Below are 18,432 nucleotides of genomic sequence, written 5' to 3'. Positions count from 1 at the left end.
AACTTCCCACCCGTATTCTGGGGCTGTGGAAGTTCTTTTTATTATATATTTTGTTGATCTTGGGGCATACACACTGCACCTGCGGATTCTCTTTGGACAAGCGTAACGTACAATCGTTCATGATCCACGTCTTCCCCTGCAATAATTTTGAGAACCTGCTCGGCGGCCACAGCGCCCCATTTGCGCTTGGAATAGTCAATGGTGGTCAGGCGGGGCTGAATATATTGTGCCAGCTCAATATTATCAAAGCCGACGATATGAATATCTTTGCCGAGCATTAGCTCAGACTGAGTCATCCGATTATAAAAGCCTACGGCCATTTCATCATTGAGACAAAATACAGCTATGGGCCCCGAATCCGGGCGAACATGCTGCTGCAAAATGATCTCGGCCGCTTGCTCGCCGCCTGTTTTCTCGAAATTGCCAGGAATCTCGATCATTTCGGCAACGCCGCTCCGTTCAACGGTCTGTTTGACCGCCTGCATTCGTTGCCATGAGTCGTAGGAGCCGTCTGGTCCGGTGACCACATACAGCTTGCGGTGTCCCAATTCCAATAGATGCTCTATCGCAAGCGCGGCACCTGCTTTGTTATCCAGCAGCACCTGATTAATGTTAGGGTGATTCAGCTCACGGTCCAGCACGACAATTTTATGTCCCCGCTCGGCGTAGCTTAGCAATTCCTGACTATCAAACGTCTGATCCAGCACGATGGCTCCGTCGATCATGCGCTCCGGCAGCATTCGGTGAGACTGTTCGCCGCTGCATACGATGAGGTCATATTCTTTGCGGTTCAAAATTTCCTTGATGCCATACAATAAATCTCCATACACGTCTCCGCGAAAATCAGTCAGGAAAACGCCAATAATTTTGGTTTGCCTTTTCTTGAGATTTCGTGCGGCGGCATTTGGCACATAGTTAAGCTCTTTGGCAATCGCCAAAATACGTGCGCAAGTCTCTTCCGTTACCTTATCGCTGCCGTTCAAAGCATATGAAACGGTGGATATGGAAACGCCCGCCTGTTTGGCGATGTCTTTAATGCTGACCACATCGCCACCTCCTTTTCGTCCGTTTCTGTTTATTTATTATTAACCACAAATTGAGTTCAAATATCGTAGCCCCGCAGGTGAGCAGCAAAGGGCGACCCCGCAAGATCGCCATCGCTTTGTTGCCTATACCTGGTATGCAAAATGCTTTTTATAAAATAATCTCCAGACGATGTACACCATCATAGTCTGCCAGCGCCTGCTCGAAAATGTCGCGCTTGATGCGCATGGCGCCGGAGCGGTAGCGATTATCGCCAGCAGGCTCACTCTCCAGCGGTGTTCCGTTTAATAATGCACGGCCTTGCTCACCGTTATGATGCTCCTGCAGCATACGGTAAACAAAGGTGACTGGTTTTCCGGCAAAGGAAAACTCAAATTCCAATCCGTTGAGATCGTCCGGCAGCACAGGGTCCAAAATCAGGTCTTCGCCCGACTGACGAATACCCAGCACGTTCGAAATGAGCTGGTTCATGTAGATCCCCGGACCGCTGGAGTAGATTCTCCAGCCGCCTTTGACCGGTACGGCTCCTTCACGCAGTTCGCCAAATCGTTCTTGTGCCTCATAACGGGTATTGAATTTGCCGTCCGAGCTACTGAAATAGGCGTTGCTCTGACGCCATTCAGCGTTCGGGACGGACGTGCGGATGCCAACCGGATTGATGAGCTTCAGGCTGTGCCAGGCGTCATCCTTGCGCCCCAGCTTGGCCATCGCCTCCACGAAGCGGATATGGGCATGCACATATTGCAGCCCGACTTCACGTCCGAAGTTGGCCGCTTGCTCTGCACGCTTGAAGTGCGAGCTGACACCGCCATCGTATTGCGCAGGGCGGTTCATCAGGCGTACCCCATCCGGGCAGAGGAACTGCTCGCGGATGAGCTGCTCATGAGCCAAAGCTTGCTCAGGTGTGAGCAGTTGGCTGATCATGCTGCGTGTCATCGGCAGCAAGCGGTAGTGAATGCCCGTCTCGGTGTCGGACGGATGGAGCATCAGCTTGGGCTGGCCAAGCTCCTCCATATACACGAAGCCCGGGATGGTACCGCTTTCTAGCATATAGCGGTTAAAGTCCTTGCGGATGCCTTCGGCCATCCGATGAAGATCCCGGGCAATCCTGTCTGCCTCGTCGACGACGCCTGCCGGGGCCTCACTCAAAGCATCAGCAAAGCTGCTAATCACCTGATAGGTGAGTGCAACCGTCCAGCTGCTCGCCATGTACTGCTTCAACTGAGCGTTGGCTGGCTGGAGCGTGTCATCCCAATCTCCGTCGCCGTAGGCCGACAGATGCGTGTCATGAAGGAAATTCGCCCGAATATACTCGATTTCCTTCTTTGCATGCTCCATGAGCGTCGCAGTCTGCTTGGTAAAATCGAAAGAATGCCGATGGGTGAAGGGTACATTTTCTCCCAGAATACTGTAATCCCGCGTCGCGGTCAAATAATCGCCCAGTACCTTGAGCGGCCAGACGATAATATCACCGTGGCTTTCTTCCTGCTGCACGCGGGTGTAGTTGTCGAACATAAACCATTGCGGCCAGCTTCCGCTATCCTCATACTGATGGCTGAATACAGTCAGCAGAATGGAACGGACCTCATCATACTTTTGTACGGCTGAGAAATATTCCACTGGTCCCTGACATACGTCACGCGTTCCCCAAGCTGCCCCGCCATATTGCTCCAGACCATGGGGTACGGAATAGTGGACAAGCATATTGTGGGTATACCACCAGGCCACCGCGTTCACACGGAATAGCTCGCTGGTTTCATGACCGCCCTGCGTTAGATGGAAACCGTTCATAAGCGCGGCCAAATATTCGCGATAGCGCTCACGCTCGTCCTCAAAGGAGACGCGGCGCTCTCTTCGCGCCTGGTTTTTCCCGGCCGAGCGCCCATGCAGCCAGCCCTGCACGGTGCAGGTCCATTCGCTGCTATCGCCCAGCTCCAGCACGACCAGCGATGAATCAGGGCAGGCTGCGCCCTGCAGCAGTGCGCGAGCGCCGCTAACTTGCTGTAGCGGAGCGCCTTTTACCTGCATGTGGTACAGCAGGTCCGGGTAGGCTTCGGCGCTCAGTGAAGCGGAGTCTGCCCGGAAGAGCAGAGCATCGCCTTCGCGTTCCATATGAAACGGAAGCTCATATTCGTTCACATGCATGGATAGCTGCTGAGTCACAAGGAACGGATAGGCCTTGCCGCTTGCCGAGCGCATGTGAAGCCGTACTTCTGGTGTGTCGGCGTTCGTATAATTGGTAATGATGAGCGTGTCGTCAGTGGTTTTGTAATACCAGCGTACATAGTTAAAGCCAATTTCGAACAGGGAAGGCATCGTGAGCAGACGGTATTTCCCTTCGATTCCGACATAGATACGCTGCCCGGATGTTTTGGGAATGTTAAGCGCATTACGCGTGTTTGTGATCATTTTGTTGAAATTCGTGTTGCCGATGACGAGTTGGGAATTGAACACTCCATACATATAGGAGGTGGTAGTAATCGTTTCTTTATTGCCTCCTGTATAATGTCCACCCATTAAAATATGCCCGTGGGGACGTTCTACACGAAGCTCTTTGGATTTGAGTACGACATGCTCATAGCTGTCCGTGAAAAAGGAAAGTAGTGCATCGCCATCTCGTTCTTCCTCCTGCCGTTTCGGGAAAAGCTGTTCCACCTCGGCATCGGTCAGGTCCAGGGTGTGCAGCGGCTCACCGATCGTTGGGGCTGGAGCTACATGCACTGCCTGTAAATTACCTGCGGCATGTGCCGGGATGGCGGCATCAGAAGCGATGGTCAGAATGGCAGCGACTTCTTTGCGTGCTTTTGTCACCAGTTCCTGATGCTCCAGCTTCGTTACTGCAGTAGGATGATTCGGCCGGAACAGGCCGTAAAAGGTAAAGCGAGCTTCCCCAGCAAGCTTCACCCGCTCGGATTGCAATGCAATATAGGCGAATTCGTATTGGTACACTTCATTGGCGAGCGAGTCGCGGCGCAGTGCTTCCGGCTCATTCGTTTCTTTGTACGAAAGTCCAAAGAACTGAAATCCGTCCGTAGAGTAGCCGACGGTACGGGTTAACGAGCCTTGCTGAAGGTAAGGGAATGCCTGACTTTGCGGCTGATTTTGGCGGGAGCAAACCGTGTAGCCTCTTTGTTCGTCATGGTAGACCGTATGGTCAATATATTGAGACAAATAAGCTTCATTACTGCGTACAGCAGCGGTATCCGCAATGCCGACATCCTGACCGTACACGATATCTGCCTCAACGTCATCGCCCTGTAGGACTATATCCCAGAACCATACTCCCAGACTGCTTAGTGTAAAGGCTACCTGATAGCCTACACCAGCGGTGAAGCCTTCCCAAATAATCTGCCGATCCGTCTGGCGGATCACTCCAGGTGAACGAACTCCAAGCAGGGGAGCGATGCTCACGCCGGACGGACGGTACAGTCTCAAGTACAGATTGTTCAGGGAACCGTCGACCGAATTGGTCAGCAACTGGTTGATCATGGTTGAGCCATGAGCGATTTTGTACACATCACCACTGCTCAGGAAGGTAAAGGACAGGTCGCCTGCCCGCAGAAGAATATTTTGATCCAGACTTGTATTCATCAAAGGTTGCGCCTCACTTTCCTGTTTCTTCCACTAACCGAAAACGCCCTTCGGTCGTATCCCGGCTGTTAGGTCCTGTAAAGACGGCAAACTCACCGCTATCACTGCTAAAGCTCAGGTCTGCATGATGATAGCGCAGCTGCGGCTCGGTCAATGCAAATTCGACTTCCCGGCTTTCGCCTGGGGTAAGGAGGACTTTGCGGAAATCCTTCAGTTCTTTCATCGGGCGAACCGTATCTCCGCTGATGTCACGGACATAGCACTGCACGGTTTCTTCGACGGGACGAGTTCCTATATTTTTTACCCGTACTTTAACCGTCAGCGCCTGACCGGGTATAAGGGTTTCGCTGGAAAGCTGTACGCTGTCATAAGCTGCTTCGGTGTAGCTCAGGCCATATCCGAACGGAAATAAAGGTTCGTTCGGTACGTCCAGGTATTGGGACACGTAGCGTTCCTTGGTATTCGGATCTAGCTGTGGACGTCCTGTATTAAAATGATTGTAATACACGGGCACCTGTCCAACCGATTGCGGGAAGGACATCGTCAGACGACCTGTAGGCTCGGCATCGCCGTACAGCAAATCGGCAATCGCTGCGCCGCCTTCGCCACCGGGGAACCAAGCCTCCAGCACGGCGTCTGCTTCTTCAATGACACCGTGCAGGTCCAATGGGCGACCATTGAACAAGACGGCTACCATAGGCTTATTCAGTGTTTTCAGGTGCTTTACCAGCTCCAACTGGGCTTGGGGCAGGCGAATATTCGAGCGACTGCCTGCTTCACCGCTCATATCCGAGCGCTCTCCAAGCGCCAGCACGATCACTTCTGCTTGGCTGGCAGCCTGCAGAGCTTCTACATATTGCTCTTCGGTGATATCTTCTATAGAACATCCTGTTGCGACCGCGAGCAGCGAGGAGGATATTTTTGATCGGAAGCCATCAGCCACACGAATCGCTTCATCCTGCGAACCGCTCCAGGACCACGAGCCGAGGATATCACCGCTCTCTGCGAACGGTCCGATCAACGCTATATGCTGGCTGCGCTTCAATGGAAGAACGGAATCATTTTTGAGCAGCACGCATGACTTGATCGCCAGTTCCTTGGCCACCGCCCGGTGAGCATCGCAGAACACAACCTCACGCTCCTGCTGAGGGTCCGCGCCGCGCAGCGGATTGTCGAACAAGCCCAGCTTTTGCTTGAGCTTTAACACACGCATCACCGCTTCATCGACGAGTGCTTCGTCCAGCTGTCCGCTGCGAACCAGCTCAGGCAGATGCCCGTTATAGCAGGAGGTCATCATTTCGATATCCACGCCTGCCAGCAATGCTTTCTGTGCTGCCTCGCGCTCATCTTCGGCGATGCCGTGGGGGATCAGCTCCTTGATAGCGGCCCAATCCGAGATGAGTACACCATCAAAGCCCCATTCATCGCGAAGCAAATCGCGCATCAGGCGCTTGTTGCCCGTTGCGGCTACACCTTCCACGGTATTGAAGGAGGTCATCACCATTTCACAGCCTTCATCCAGCGCGGCTTTGTAGGAGGGAAGATAATACTCTCGCAGCTGCCATGCGGACAGATCGACAGTATTGTAATCCCGTCCGCCTTCGCCAGCTCCATATGCGGCAAAATGCTTCACGCACGCGGCCACCCGGTCTGTATCGTTCGTCAGATCCTTGCCCTGGAAGCCACGTACAAACGCACGGGCAAATTCGCTGTTGAGGTAAGGGTCTTCTCCTGTAGATTCCATAACACGGCCCCAGCGCGGGTCACGCACCAAATCGACCATCGGGGCAAAAGTAACGTGTATCCCCGACACAGCTGCCTCCCTCGCAGCAATGGTAGCGCTCTCTTCTGCAAGTCGCATATCCCAGGAGCAACCTATAGCCAGAGGTATCGGAAAAATCGTTTTGAAGCCGTGTACAATATCTGCCATAATTAGAAGTGGAATGCCCAGACGGTTTTTGCTCAAATGAGCCTGCTGTACACGAATCACTTCCCTGGCTCCTGCGAGGCCAAGTACGGAACCGACGTTGTGGATGGTTTCCCCGGTGATGCCAAGAGAAGCCATAGGCCCGGTAATTTGGCCGTCTGTTCCGGCATCTTCAAAAAAGGCGCCCACAAGCTGAAGCAACTGGTCGACCTTTTCTTCAAGGGTCATGCTTTGCAAATAGGAATTTAGTTGTTGTTCCATCATAATCCTCCGTAAGCTGCGTTGGTAGACAGCTTTCTTTTTCAGATTCATGAGATTTGTTGGCGAAATTGGTTTCATAAAAGTGCTGAACAGGCTAATAGCTTAGTATAGATGCATAATATTCGGTTGTATTATTAATCGAAACGTTTCTATTGTTAAACTCATTTGGATTATATACGCTTTCAAATCGAGAGTCAAATCCGTATTGGAGGTTGTTTAATGAGAAAAGTAACGTGTTTAAGATAAAACAAGGGTGTTGTTTTGGCAAAATAAAAAAATAATATACCTATTGAATACGGTTTCAATTTGTTTTATAATGACTATCGAAACGTTTCTATTAATAAGTATGATCCATAGATATTGGAACATAATTGCTATAACGGTATGCTATAACCATTCGGTCATCTCGGGAGGAATTCGTATGATGAAAAGAACGTTAGGGATCATTTTGGCAAGCACTTTATTGCTGGGAGGCGCGCTCGCTGGCTGTTCGTCCAAGGATGAGTCGTCCGGCAAGGACGCAAACGGCAAAACAACCATTACCATGTGGGGAATGGGAGCAGAAGGCAAGCTGCTGCCTGAAATTGTGAAGGATTTTGAGAAAGAAAATCCCGATATTCACGTAGAGGTGCAGGCACTGCCTTGGGATAACGCTCATGATAAGCTGCTGACGGCGGTTGCTTCCAAATCCGGTCCGGATGTGGTTCAGCTGGGGACATCCTGGGTTTCTGAGCTTGCGGCTGCGGGTGCATTGGCGGACATCACTCCTTATGTCAGCAAATACCCTGAGCTGGGGCCGCAGAATTTCTTCAAGGGTGCTGTGGATACGGCAAAATTTGAAGGAAAACTTGTAGGTGTTCCTTGGTATACCGAAACGAAAATTTTGTTCTACCGTTCAGATCTATTGAAGCAAGTCGGATATAATGAAGCACCGAAAACGTGGGAGGAGCTTTCCGATGCTGCTCAAAAGCTGGCAGCGCGTGGCAAAGGGAAATACGGTATTGCCATTAATGCGAAAGAGCAGTCTCTGGGCTTTATGTTCGCTCTTCAGAACGGTTCCAAGCTGATCGATGAGCAGGGGAATCCGCTATTCAACCAGCCGCCGTTTGTAGAGGCGGTGAAGTATTTGAACACCTTTTTCCAAAACGGTTCCAATGCCCTTGATCTTGGGATAGACTCCATTCAAGGATTGCAAGGTGACGGCATCGTTCCGATGTTTATCAGCGGTCCTTTTATGATTAAGCAAATCAAGGATAATGCGCCGGAGCTGGAAGGCAAATGGAATGTAGCCGAGCTTCCCGGCAAAGTAAACAATCTGTCTGTTCTGGGCGGGTCGAACCTTTCGATTATGCAGTTTAGCAAGCACCCGGAGGAAGCGGCCAAATTCCTGGCTTTCATGAGCAAACCGGAAACGCAGCTGAAATGGATGGAGCTGTCCAGTACCCTGCCTGCTGCTACCAAGTCCTGGGACGATGCCAAGCTAAAGAGTGATCCGATGCTTCAAACGATTCGCAAACAGCTCGACCACTCCGCAGCATTGCCACAACTGGCAGCATGGGAAGAGGTTTCTCAGCAATTCATCAAGAGCTTTGAACGTATTTACCGCGGTCATGCCGACGTCCAGAAGGAAATGGATGACTTTAATCAGCAGGCTGCAAGTATTATGAAAAAATAATGATCCGTATCCGCCAATGTCAAAGGGAGTGAAGACATGAAAGGAAGCTCGCAGAAGCTTGCGCCATACTTGTTTATCGGCCCCTCCATTATCCTGTTGGCGCTGTTTTCACTATTGCCGATTCTACTGGCGCTCGTGATCAGCTTCACGGATATGGATCTTTCCGGACTGGTTAATTATGATCATATTCGCTTTATTGGACTGGAAAATTATAGGAATGTGCTGTTAGACCCTTCATTTATAAAATCCATGGGGAATACTCTGTTTTTCGTCATTATCGGTGTTCCGTTGGTGCTGTTATTTTCGCTAAGCATTGCAATCCTGATTAATATGGGAAAATCCCGTGCTTTCAAAGTATTCCGCGTCGTGTTCTATCTGCCGTCCGTAACGAATGTGGTTGCGGTAGCAGTGGTATGGAGCTATCTGTATAATCCGACGCTCGGATTATTCAATTATGTGCTTGGCCTGGTGAATCTCGGCCCTGTTCCATGGTTGACCGATCCGACCGTGGCGAAAATTTCGCTGATTGTGTTGGCGGTTTGGCGGGGCATAGGCTTGAATATGATTATTTTTATTGCGGCCATCAAAGGGATTCCGGGCTCTTACTATGAGGCGGCTCAGCTTGACGGGGCCAACACATGGCAGCAAATTCGTTATATCACCCTTCCGCAGCTCCGTTACGCTATTTTCTTCGTCTCCATTACGACGATGATCGGCTGGCTGCAATTTTTCGAGGAACCGTTCGTCATGACCAAAGGGAAACCGCTTGACGGCACGCTGACAGCATCTCTGTTTATATACAATAACGGCTTCCAGTTTAGTAAATTCGGTTATGCCGCGGCGGGATCATTTATTCTGTTCTTTGCGATCATCGCGGTGACACTGATTCAGTTCCGCTTGCAAAATAAAGCGGAGTCCTGATAGAGAGAGGTGATGAACGTGAAAACAGCTGTTCAACAAGCCCGCGCCAATTCGCGCAGTGGTGAAAAAACATTTCAATGGTTCGTGGCAATTCTCCTGACCGTGGGAGGTCTGTTGATGGTGCTGCCTTTTGCGTGGATGATTTTATCCTCCTTTAAGACCGAGGGCGAGGTAACCCAAATTCCTCCGACTATCTGGCCGCAGCATTTCACGTTGGAAAATTTTAAGATTCTGTTTGATAGCATGGCTTTTGGCACCTATCTGACCAATACGCTGGTAATTGTATTAGCTTCCTTTTTCGGATTATTCCTGAACGCCATGGCAGGCTACGGGTTTGCCAAATTCAAATTTAAGGGCAGAGGTTTTCTGTTCTATCTGGTGCTGGCCACAATGATGATTCCGGGGCAGGTAACGATGATTCCCGTGTATTTGATTTTGAACCAGATGGGATTGACCAATACCATGATGGGGATCGTCCTGCCTGGTCTGGTAGGAGCATTCGCCATCTTCCTGTTCCGGCAGTTCATGTCGGATATTCCCGAAGAATTGCTGGAGGCGACGCGTCTGGACGGGGCAGGCGAATTTCGAACCTTTCTGCAAATTGTACTGCCGATCTCGACACCGATTTTGGCAGTGCAGGCCATCCTGACCTTTATTGGGGGCTGGAACAGCTTTCTGTGGCCGCTCATTATTGCGAACGACGAGAAGTTGTATACCTTGTCCGTCGGCCTCTCACTGCTTAAGGGACAGAACGAAAGCCAATTCGCGCTCCAGATGGCAGGCTCGACCTTCATGGTGCTACCGATCATGATGATCTTCATTGTTTTTCAAAAGTATATTATCGAGAACTATACAATTTCAGGGATTAAGTAGGGGCATAGAACATATTCTTAGGGTAAAACGAACCTGGGATGTGTGTATATGAAGGATAGTTCACGGTTGTCCGGCTCCTTAGAACGGCCTAACTTTCTTATACTCCTTGTGGATCAGGAGCGTTATCCTGCCGTTTATGAAAACCCGGAGATCAAAGAATGGAGCAGACAAAATCTGGTTACGCAAGGGATCTTGAGATCTCATGGACTGGAGTTTCACAGACATTATATAGGAAGCGCTGCATGCAGCCCCAGCAGGACTACCTTGTTTACCGGCCATTATCCGTCCCTCCACGGAGTCACTCAGACGGACGGAGTGGCCAAGGGGCCATTCGACTCCGACATGTTCTGGCTGGATAGAAACTCGGTGCCTACTATGGGGGATTATTTTCGCGCAGCTGGATACCAAACTTATTATCAAGGAAAATGGCATATATCCGATGAGGATATAATCATTCCGGGTACGCACAAAGCTCTCCCAAGCTATCATCCGCTGACGGGTGTACCCGACAGAAAACGGGAAAATTTATATGATCAAGCCGACCGCCTGGATAACTTCGGCTTTTCCAGATGGATCGGTCCGGAGCCGCACGGGCGAAACCCGCGAAACTCCGGTTCCTCTGCGGGTTTTGGTTTAAGCGGGAGAGACGAGGTATATGCTGCGGACACCACCCAGCTTATCGAAGCCCTTGACCGTCAGCAGGAGTATGATCACCATGCCAAGCCCTGGCTGGTCGTAGCTTCATTTGTGAACCCGCATGACATTGTTCTATACGGTGCGATTACTGCACAATTACCTATGTTTCGATTCGAGGTGGAGCCGATGCCGGCAGTCGCTCCTCCTCCGACAATCAACGAATGGCTGGGCACCAAGCCGCGCTGTCAGGCAAGCTATCGGGATATTTACCCTAAAGCGGTACAGCCTATTTTGGATCAGCCTTTTTACCGCAAGCTATACTACCAATTGCAAAAAAATGCGGATCGCCAAATGTTTAAGGTATTTGAAGCGCTGACCCGTTCTTCTTTTTATGATAATACCATTGTGATTTTTACATCCGATCATGGAGAGTTGCTAGGCGCTCACGGCAATCTCCATCAAAAATTTTATTGTGCCTATGAAGAGATGGTGCACGTGCCGTTGGTCATCCATAACAGGCACCTGTCTCCTCAGTATCAAAGCGAGCATGGGCTAACCAACCATGTGGATCTTCTGCCTACCATGCTTGGACTGGCGAACGTTGACAGCACTGCGATCCAGAGCCGTCTGCAAAACAGCTTTAGTGAAGCTCGTCCGCTGGTGGGACGTGACCTTACGCCTGTTATCCGAGGACAGAACCAAGGTGAAGTAGCTAACCAGCCGATCTATTTTATGACTGATGACGATATTACCCGAGGCCAGCGGCAGATCAATATACTGGGAGAGCCATATCCGTCTGTTATTCAGCCCAATCATATCGAGACGGTCATTGCGCCCCTGCAAAGAGATGGTGTGCAGGAACTGTGGAAGTTTAACCGCTATTTTGACAGTACCCAATTCTGGAGTCAACCAGGAGTGAAGGATGTAACTATACGGCCCGTGGGTGATCATACCTGCGGACCATATTCTAAATGGGCTACACAGGTCAAAACACAACCGGATCATGACGAATATGAATTGTATAATCTAACCAACGACCCTTTGGAAACATGCAACCTTGCCCATCCTGCATTTGCAACGCAGCAGACCAGAAGCGTTCAACAACAGATGATGCACTTACTGGAGGAACAGCGTAAACATAAGCGTTTATATCCCGCTCAAACATGTATATGGTGAAAAACAACGCGATTCCCCTTTTGGGTCATCGAAAACGCTTGATGTTCCTATTAAACGCTATCTGATCGATAATTTTGTATCCGGCTAATGTCACAATACGAACAGCGGATTTGCGTGGGTGCATTGGCCCCAAATTGACGCCTTAGTTGATGCTCCATGATATGCGCAGGCTATCAGGTTGGCTTACGCTTATTCACCCTGATTTGGAACTGTAGCCCTTCGCGCTGAATAATCCGCTGTACACACTTGTGATTAATTGTCTGTTCCCTTCCAAGCAGCGCCGTTCTCTCTCGGTATCCCTCCTTAACCCGTAGTTCTCCTCGGCTCAATTCCATCTATGTGATGACGATTGCTGGTGACACCTCCTTTTCATTTCCTTGTACTTTTTTAGCAAGTCGATCTGCTGCTTGAGGAGACGTTTTTCCACCTGAAGCTTTCTCCAGCTCTGATCCGTGCTACGGTCTTTTGCCATAGCTCACAGGTTGCTCCAGCCAATGCATTTCACCGCCGTGATACCATCGCATCCAGGTTTTCAATTGTGTCTTATTCCGGATGTTTAACTGCTTCAACACCTCTTTCACCGGAATACCTACCAGTCTCAATTCTATGGTTCTTATCTTTACTTCGAGTAGATAGTTTACTCTTGTTATCAATGCAAAAACTTCTCCAAATGCATACAGAGTTATCCTAATTATATCAATAAAATCCAATTGAATGATCAAGGAAATTATTATAGGTAGGGAGGGAAGCCTGTGCTCCTCATTATTATCTCTAAGTCGGATAAACAAGAGGACATCGATTTTTTCACAGAATTATACATAAAGTTCTATTCAATTATGAAAACAAAGGCTTACGAAATCACTCAAGACTACACCATTACGGATGACTTGATTCAAGAAGCGTTTATTCGATTAATTAAAAAAATTCCGATTTTAAAATCATTAAATTCTTGTAAAAGAGCCTCATACATTATACATACAATTCGTAATACTTCGTTTAACTACGCAAAGAAGTGTTCAAATGAAAAAAATAAATGCACCTATGGATTGCTTGATGAAGGAGCGGAATATATAGCTGATTCTCAATTGAGTATCGAGGAAAAATATAATTTGAAGGAGGAATATGAACAATTAGGGAATGTCATAGGATTGTTGTCTGAGAGGGATCAACTACTGTTAATTAATAAATATATTTTAGAATTAACTGATACAGAGTTATCCAAGGTTATAGATGTCCCTGTGGCAAATATCCGTTCCTATTTAACCCGTGCTAGGCGTAGAGCACTGAAATTATTTTTACAGAGTGAGGAGAACGAAGATCATGATAGTTCATTCCGAGAATAAAGGGAAAGTAACTAATAATTTCAAAAAAATTGTTATCCATATAGTTTTGAACTGATATTTTTTCTTCCTAACTGTTGCGAATTGAACATTTGAATTGTCTTTTATAATAAGAGTGAAAAGTTAGCATACCCAAGGGGGGAGGGAGTACTGGGTAGGTTTATGCGATGGGGAGAAGATATCGCAAGTTGATACTCTGTCGTTTTTTGAAAGTGCTTACCAAGTAGTCTGTATTTAAGTGAAATTAATCGCAATGAGCATAAGTTACAGATCTTCGAAATTCTTATTATGATAGTGAACGATCATTTGGGGGGAGTTTTTCATGGATAACCAAGAAGCCATGAAAAAGCTAGTTCGTTTGTTCAAACCGCACATTAAAGCAGTAGTTATGTTGGTCAGCTTTATTATTGTTTCGAGTCTGGCCAATCTGCTTATGCCGCTTATTAGTAAACGCATTATGGATGAGGGATTATTAAAACAAAATTTTAAAGCTGTTCTTCTATACTCTTCAGCTATATTGTTCTTATTCTGCATTGATAAAGGGATGAACTTGTTCAAAGAAATGGTAAGAACCCGAATTAGTGCCAAAATTAAAAAGGATCTGTATCAAAAGGCTTATTCACATATTCAGCGTATAAAAATTGCTTATTTTAAAAATGTAAACAACACATCTACTTTAAATAATGTGAATCAAGATATTGAAAATATGTCTAGAGTAACCGACGATTATGTATTCTTTGTCGTCACACAAATTTTTAGTATCTTAGGTGGAATGATTGGATTATTACTTATTAGTTGGAAGATGACATTAATTGTTCTTAGTTTTATTCCTTTAAAGATTCTAATTACCTATAAATTTTCTCGAAAGAAAGAGCAACTTATGAACAGCTATCTGAAAAGGAGTTATGAATATGCACATTGGTTTGGAGACATGCTTGGAGGCATTAGGGAATCTCGTATATTTGGATGTGCTAGTTACAAAGAAAAAGAATTTGAGCGAAAAATTGATAATATAGTTGAAATCGAAAAGAAATCATCTATGATGGATGTTTTCAATACTACCTTTGAACTGACAATTATGCAGTTTTTAACTACTGCCCTTTATATTGTCGGTGGAAGCATGTTCTTTAGCTTGCAGTTAACTGTAGGGGGGATTTTTGCATTTATCACCTATAGTAGCTATGTCACTACCCCGATCGCTGCAATTGTAAATTTAAAATACATTTTTTCAGGTATCCTACCCTCAACAAAGCGGTTTTATAGTTTTCTAAAGCTTGAACAGGAAAGTAATGCAATCACTCGTGATTTTTTATTAACTCAGGATTTTGAGTCATGTGATCAAATTGTATTTGAGAATGTTAGTTTCTCATATGGTACAGGAAATCAAATCTTGGAGGATGTTAACTTCTCAATTAAGACTGGAGAAAAAGTTGCAATAGTGGGTGCAAATGGCTCTGGCAAATCTACACTTCTAAATTTACTATTACGTTTTTACGAGACAAAAGGTGGAGAAATCACTCTAAATGGTACAAATATTAGGAATCTTGATATACAAGATTACCGTCTCCACTTCTCTGTTTTAGATCAGCATTTCTATCTTTTTGATGGAAGCATTGAGGAAAATGTGAAGCTTTATACTAACCTGAGTGAAGCTGATTTACGTCGGTCTGTTAACGACAGTGGTTTAACGGAATTTGTTAATTCTCATTCCCTTGATTACCAAATTGGTCCTAATGGCTCTCGATTATCTGGTGGTCAGAGACAAAAGTTGGCATTAGCCAGAGCTTTGGCTCATGAGAAAGCCATTTTTATTTGGGATGAAGCCGATACTCATCTGGATGCTGAGTCAGAAGCGAGCTTATATGCACTGCTTGAATCAAGATTGAAAAATAATACCATCATTATGGTTACGCATCATTTAGACTTACTTGAACGTTCTGATAAAATTTTGTTGCTTTCCAACGGTAGTGTAATACAGTATGAAAATAACAATGAATCTTGGAAGGATCATAAAGAATACCGTCAAGTAGCAATGGCGTTCAGTAAATAGAACCTAAATTTTGCAGTCATTTCAACAAATGCATCAAATTAAATTCGCCAATCTATTGCCTTTGTATTTCAAAGGTAATTATCAATAGATTGAATAAAATGAAGGGAGGTAATCAAGGTGAGAAAACTTGGAAAAAAACAAGTGGAAATGCCTGAAACACTGGAAGCCTATGCAGCATGTTCTTGTGCTTCATGTGGCTGCTATAACTGCACTTGTTCTTCGACGAATTCTTCTGCTCTGAACTATGCAAGATATCTCCAAACCTACAATTCGTTCTATATCATTAGTGCCCTCTAGCTAGAACTGCTGCTTGCCATTTACTTACAGCCAAGGAATAGCTATTATTCCTTGGCTGTATTAAAAAAATAAGCGAGGAGTGATTATAATGTCTGGAGATACACCGTTAATTTACTTATTTAGGACAGTGCAGGCTTGCTATATATATGATACGAACACCAATGAACTGATTAACGTGGATCCTGTTACATATGAATCTGTAAAAACTTTTATGGAGGACAATAATAAGACAACACCGGAATTAGATGCATTAAGAAAAAGAGGATATCTCACTGGCGAACGAGATTTTATTATGGTTCATCCAGCGGATGAATTGCTTGAATCTATTTTAGATCGAAAGCTATATACCATGGCATTGCAATTGACTCAGAATTGCAACTTGCGTTGTAAATATTGTGTGTACTCAGGTAGCTATACGAATCGAACGCATACGAATAAACGGATGAGTCGGGAGGTAGCCTTTAAAGCCATTGATTTTTTGATTCTCCATTCAGCGGATTCATCCACTATTAATTTGGGCTTTTATGGAGGAGAGCCGTTACTGGAATTTCCGCTAATTCGTGACTGTATTGAATATGCTAAAAAAAATATATTTGGTAAAAATTTAACTTTTAGTATTACTACTAATGCCACTCTTTTTTCTCCAGAAGTGATTGATTTTCTAAGCGAAAATTCAGTGAATATAACGATTAGTCTGGATGGTCCGGAATTGCTGCATGATAAAAACCGCAGGTATGGAGTTAGTGGGCGTGGAACATTTGCTGATATTATGAATAATATTGAGATGATTAAGGAAAGACACCCTGATTATGTAGAAAAAATTAATTTCAATACAGTTATTGATCCCCTTAATGACTATTCTTGTGTAAGCGATTTTTTTGGAACATATCATACGGTAAAGGAATTTCTGGTTACATCAGCCATTATTAATGACATCTACCGTAATGACTCAGTTTCCTTTAGCGAGAACTATCAGAAGAATGTAAACTACGAGTTATTTAAAATGTATTTGTGGAAACTTGGAAAATTAGATGAACGGCATGTTTCCAAACTGGTCCTGCCTACATTTTCGCAGATTAAAGAGAATGTCCATAAGAGAATGAAGCTACCGACATCAAAGTTCAAGAAAGATCATCCTTCCGGCCCATGTGTACCGGGAGCACAAAGACTTTTCGTTGATGTGGAGGGGCAATTATATCCTTGCGAGCGAGTAAGTGAAAGCTCCCAAGTGATGCGAATCGGTGATGTATACGAGGGATTTAATTTTGAGAAAGTTCGATCAATTCTCAATCTAGGAAAGTTGACGGAAGAAGCATGCAGAAGCTGCTGGGCTTTTCGAATGTGCAATCAATGTGCTGCAGCGGCGGATGGAATTGGGGAATTGTCTGGGCCATTAAGAATGGAATTATGCCAGAATGTAAAGAATTACGTCGCTGATATTCTGATGACTTACTGTACATTGAGGGAACTTGGATGTGATTTTGAAGATCAAGCAGAGACGGAGGAGAGTCTTAATGAAGAAAAGAACAGTTGTTTTTCCTTATAATGGAGAGTCCTTGCCTTTATTGAGGTACCGTCATATGCTTGTTGAATTTGATGTGGTTGGGGTGGTTTCTCCGCCAGGATTGGGAGTCTTGAATAAGGAGTCCAATTACGGTGAAGAGTTTCAAAATATAGAGACAAGTAGCAATTTTTCTTCATTGTACTGTGATTATGATGTAGTACTTATACCTAATCCTGATGTGAGCTTCGATATGAGCGAGTTGATTCTGGCAGAAATTCTTCCAGTTTTGGAGGCTAAAAAAACGATTGTTAGTCTTTACCCCTTTAATCCTGAAGCTTACTGTAAGCTTCAGGACATGTGTTTGGCACAGGGGAGTTCACTTATCAATGTAGTCGATATTATTAAACATAAGCAAGAACATTTATCAGAGTTAATTGATACTGAGGATGAACGACTGACGACCATTCAGACCCCGGTGTTGATGGTGGCAGGGGTATACGAGCATACGAATAAATTCGATATCCAGCTTTGTCTAAGAAATCATTTTATGCAAAGAGGATATAAAATTTCACAGATTGGGACAAGAACAGGCTGCGAGCTTTTTGGTTTTCACTCTTTTCCCCGAATCATGTTTGATTCCTTCCCGGAGTGGCAAAAAGTTTTGCTTTTTAATCGTCTATGCAAAGGAATTGAGATGACTGAGAAACCGGATTTAATTCTTCTCGGTATACCAGGAGGGATTATGCCCTACAATAACGAGTTGACCAATAAGTTTGGTGTACTGGCGTTCGAGATTGCCAATGCTGTGACGCCGGATGCGGCTATTTTAAGTCTGTTATATGAAGATATTAATGAACTGTATTTGGAGAACATATATACATCTGTGAAATATAAGCTGGGCTTTGAAGTGGATTGTTTTAATTTCTCTAACCATAAGCTTGATCTCAATTCCAGCAAAAGAGAACAAAAGAATAGTTTTGTCACGTTAAAAACAGAACTAGTAGACTCAAAAGTAAGAGATTTGGGAGATTGTTGCATCCCCGTTTTTGACAGCTTGAATACGGATGATGGTATGAAGATGTTTGAATATCTGGAGAATAAACTTATACGGAATGCACAAACAATAACAATATGATT

Annotated in this window: 13 protein-coding genes; 9 read left to right on the top strand and 4 right to left on the bottom strand. The window is 45.8% G+C overall.

Annotated elements, in window-relative coordinates; genetic code table 11:
* Window positions 1–41: 41 nt before the first annotated feature.
* The 3 genes from KQI_RS0119360 to KQI_RS0119350 form a co-directional block, all read right to left on the bottom strand.
* On the bottom strand, window positions 42–1,046 hold the full coding sequence (locus tag KQI_RS0119360) for a LacI family DNA-binding transcriptional regulator (RefSeq protein ID WP_010348538.1): 1,005 nt from the start codon (window positions 1,044–1,046) through the stop codon (window positions 42–44).
* Window positions 1,047–1,194: 148 nt separating this feature from the next.
* Window positions 1,195–4,635, bottom strand: a complete 3,441-nt coding sequence (locus tag KQI_RS0119355; protein WP_010348537.1) for a GH36-type glycosyl hydrolase domain-containing protein — start codon at window positions 4,633–4,635, stop codon at window positions 1,195–1,197.
* Between the two features lie 13 nt (window positions 4,636–4,648).
* A complete protein-coding gene (locus KQI_RS0119350) occupies window positions 4,649–6,823 on the bottom strand; it encodes a glycoside hydrolase family 3 N-terminal domain-containing protein (RefSeq protein ID WP_010348536.1) in 2,175 nt (724 codons plus the stop codon).
* Window positions 6,824–7,244: 421 nt separating this feature from the next.
* Here KQI_RS0119350 and KQI_RS0119345 point away from each other — a divergent pair, with 421 nt between their 5' ends.
* From KQI_RS0119345 to KQI_RS0119330, 4 genes are read left to right on the top strand one after another with little or no spacing between them, the layout of a single operon-like run.
* A complete protein-coding gene (locus KQI_RS0119345; RefSeq protein WP_029390251.1) occupies window positions 7,245–8,498 on the top strand; it encodes an extracellular solute-binding protein in 1,254 nt (417 codons plus the stop codon).
* 36 nt (window positions 8,499–8,534) lie between these two features.
* Window positions 8,535–9,419, top strand: coding sequence for a carbohydrate ABC transporter permease (locus tag KQI_RS0119340; protein WP_010348534.1), 885 nt, complete (start codon window positions 8,535–8,537; stop codon window positions 9,417–9,419).
* An 18-nt stretch (window positions 9,420–9,437) separates the two neighbouring features.
* Window positions 9,438–10,292, top strand: coding sequence for a carbohydrate ABC transporter permease (locus tag KQI_RS0119335; RefSeq protein ID WP_010348533.1), 855 nt, complete (start codon window positions 9,438–9,440; stop codon window positions 10,290–10,292).
* Window positions 10,293–10,340: 48 nt separating this feature from the next.
* Complete coding sequence (locus KQI_RS0119330) at window positions 10,341–12,104, top strand: sulfatase family protein (protein WP_029390250.1); 1,764 nt, start codon at window positions 10,341–10,343, stop codon at window positions 12,102–12,104.
* A 455-nt stretch (window positions 12,105–12,559) separates the two neighbouring features.
* Here KQI_RS0119330 and KQI_RS28085 read toward each other — a convergent pair whose 3' ends face one another.
* Entirely contained in the window at window positions 12,560–12,757 is a 198-nt protein-coding gene (locus KQI_RS28085; RefSeq protein ID WP_010348530.1) for a hypothetical protein, read from the bottom strand.
* Between the two features lie 99 nt (window positions 12,758–12,856).
* On the opposite strand from KQI_RS28085, the gene KQI_RS0119315 reads away from it, so the two are divergent.
* The 5 genes from KQI_RS0119315 (at window position 12,857) to KQI_RS0119300 (ending at window position 18,430) form a co-directional block, all read left to right on the top strand.
* The gene (locus KQI_RS0119315; protein ID WP_010348529.1) at window positions 12,857–13,447 is read left to right on the top strand and encodes an RNA polymerase sigma factor; all 591 of its coding nucleotides are present in this window, start codon (window positions 12,857–12,859) and stop codon (window positions 13,445–13,447) included.
* A 319-nt stretch (window positions 13,448–13,766) separates the two neighbouring features.
* Window positions 13,767–15,494, top strand: a complete 1,728-nt coding sequence (locus KQI_RS0119310; protein ID WP_010348527.1) for an ABC transporter ATP-binding protein — start codon at window positions 13,767–13,769, stop codon at window positions 15,492–15,494.
* A 117-nt stretch (window positions 15,495–15,611) separates the two neighbouring features.
* Window positions 15,612–15,791, top strand: a complete 180-nt coding sequence (locus KQI_RS29845) for a CLI_3235 family bacteriocin precursor (protein WP_080572167.1) — start codon at window positions 15,612–15,614, stop codon at window positions 15,789–15,791.
* Window positions 15,792–15,879: 88 nt separating this feature from the next.
* On the top strand, window positions 15,880–17,337 hold the full coding sequence (gene ccpM, locus KQI_RS0119305; protein ID WP_010348526.1) for a Cys-rich peptide radical SAM maturase CcpM: 1,458 nt from the start codon (window positions 15,880–15,882) through the stop codon (window positions 17,335–17,337).
* On the top strand, window positions 17,306–18,430 hold the full coding sequence (locus KQI_RS0119300; protein ID WP_010348525.1) for a TIGR04066 family peptide maturation system protein: 1,125 nt from the start codon (window positions 17,306–17,308) through the stop codon (window positions 18,428–18,430). The genes ccpM and KQI_RS0119300 overlap by 32 nt, the downstream gene beginning before the upstream one ends.
* Window positions 18,431–18,432: the final 2 nt, after the last annotated feature.

It is taken from the genome of Paenibacillus peoriae KCTC 3763 (assembly GCF_000236805.1).
Classification (GTDB): Bacteria; Bacillota; Bacilli; order Paenibacillales; family Paenibacillaceae; genus Paenibacillus; species Paenibacillus peoriae.
The sequence above is the reverse complement of the archived record's forward strand: the minus strand, read 5'-3'. Positions and strand labels throughout refer to the sequence as shown.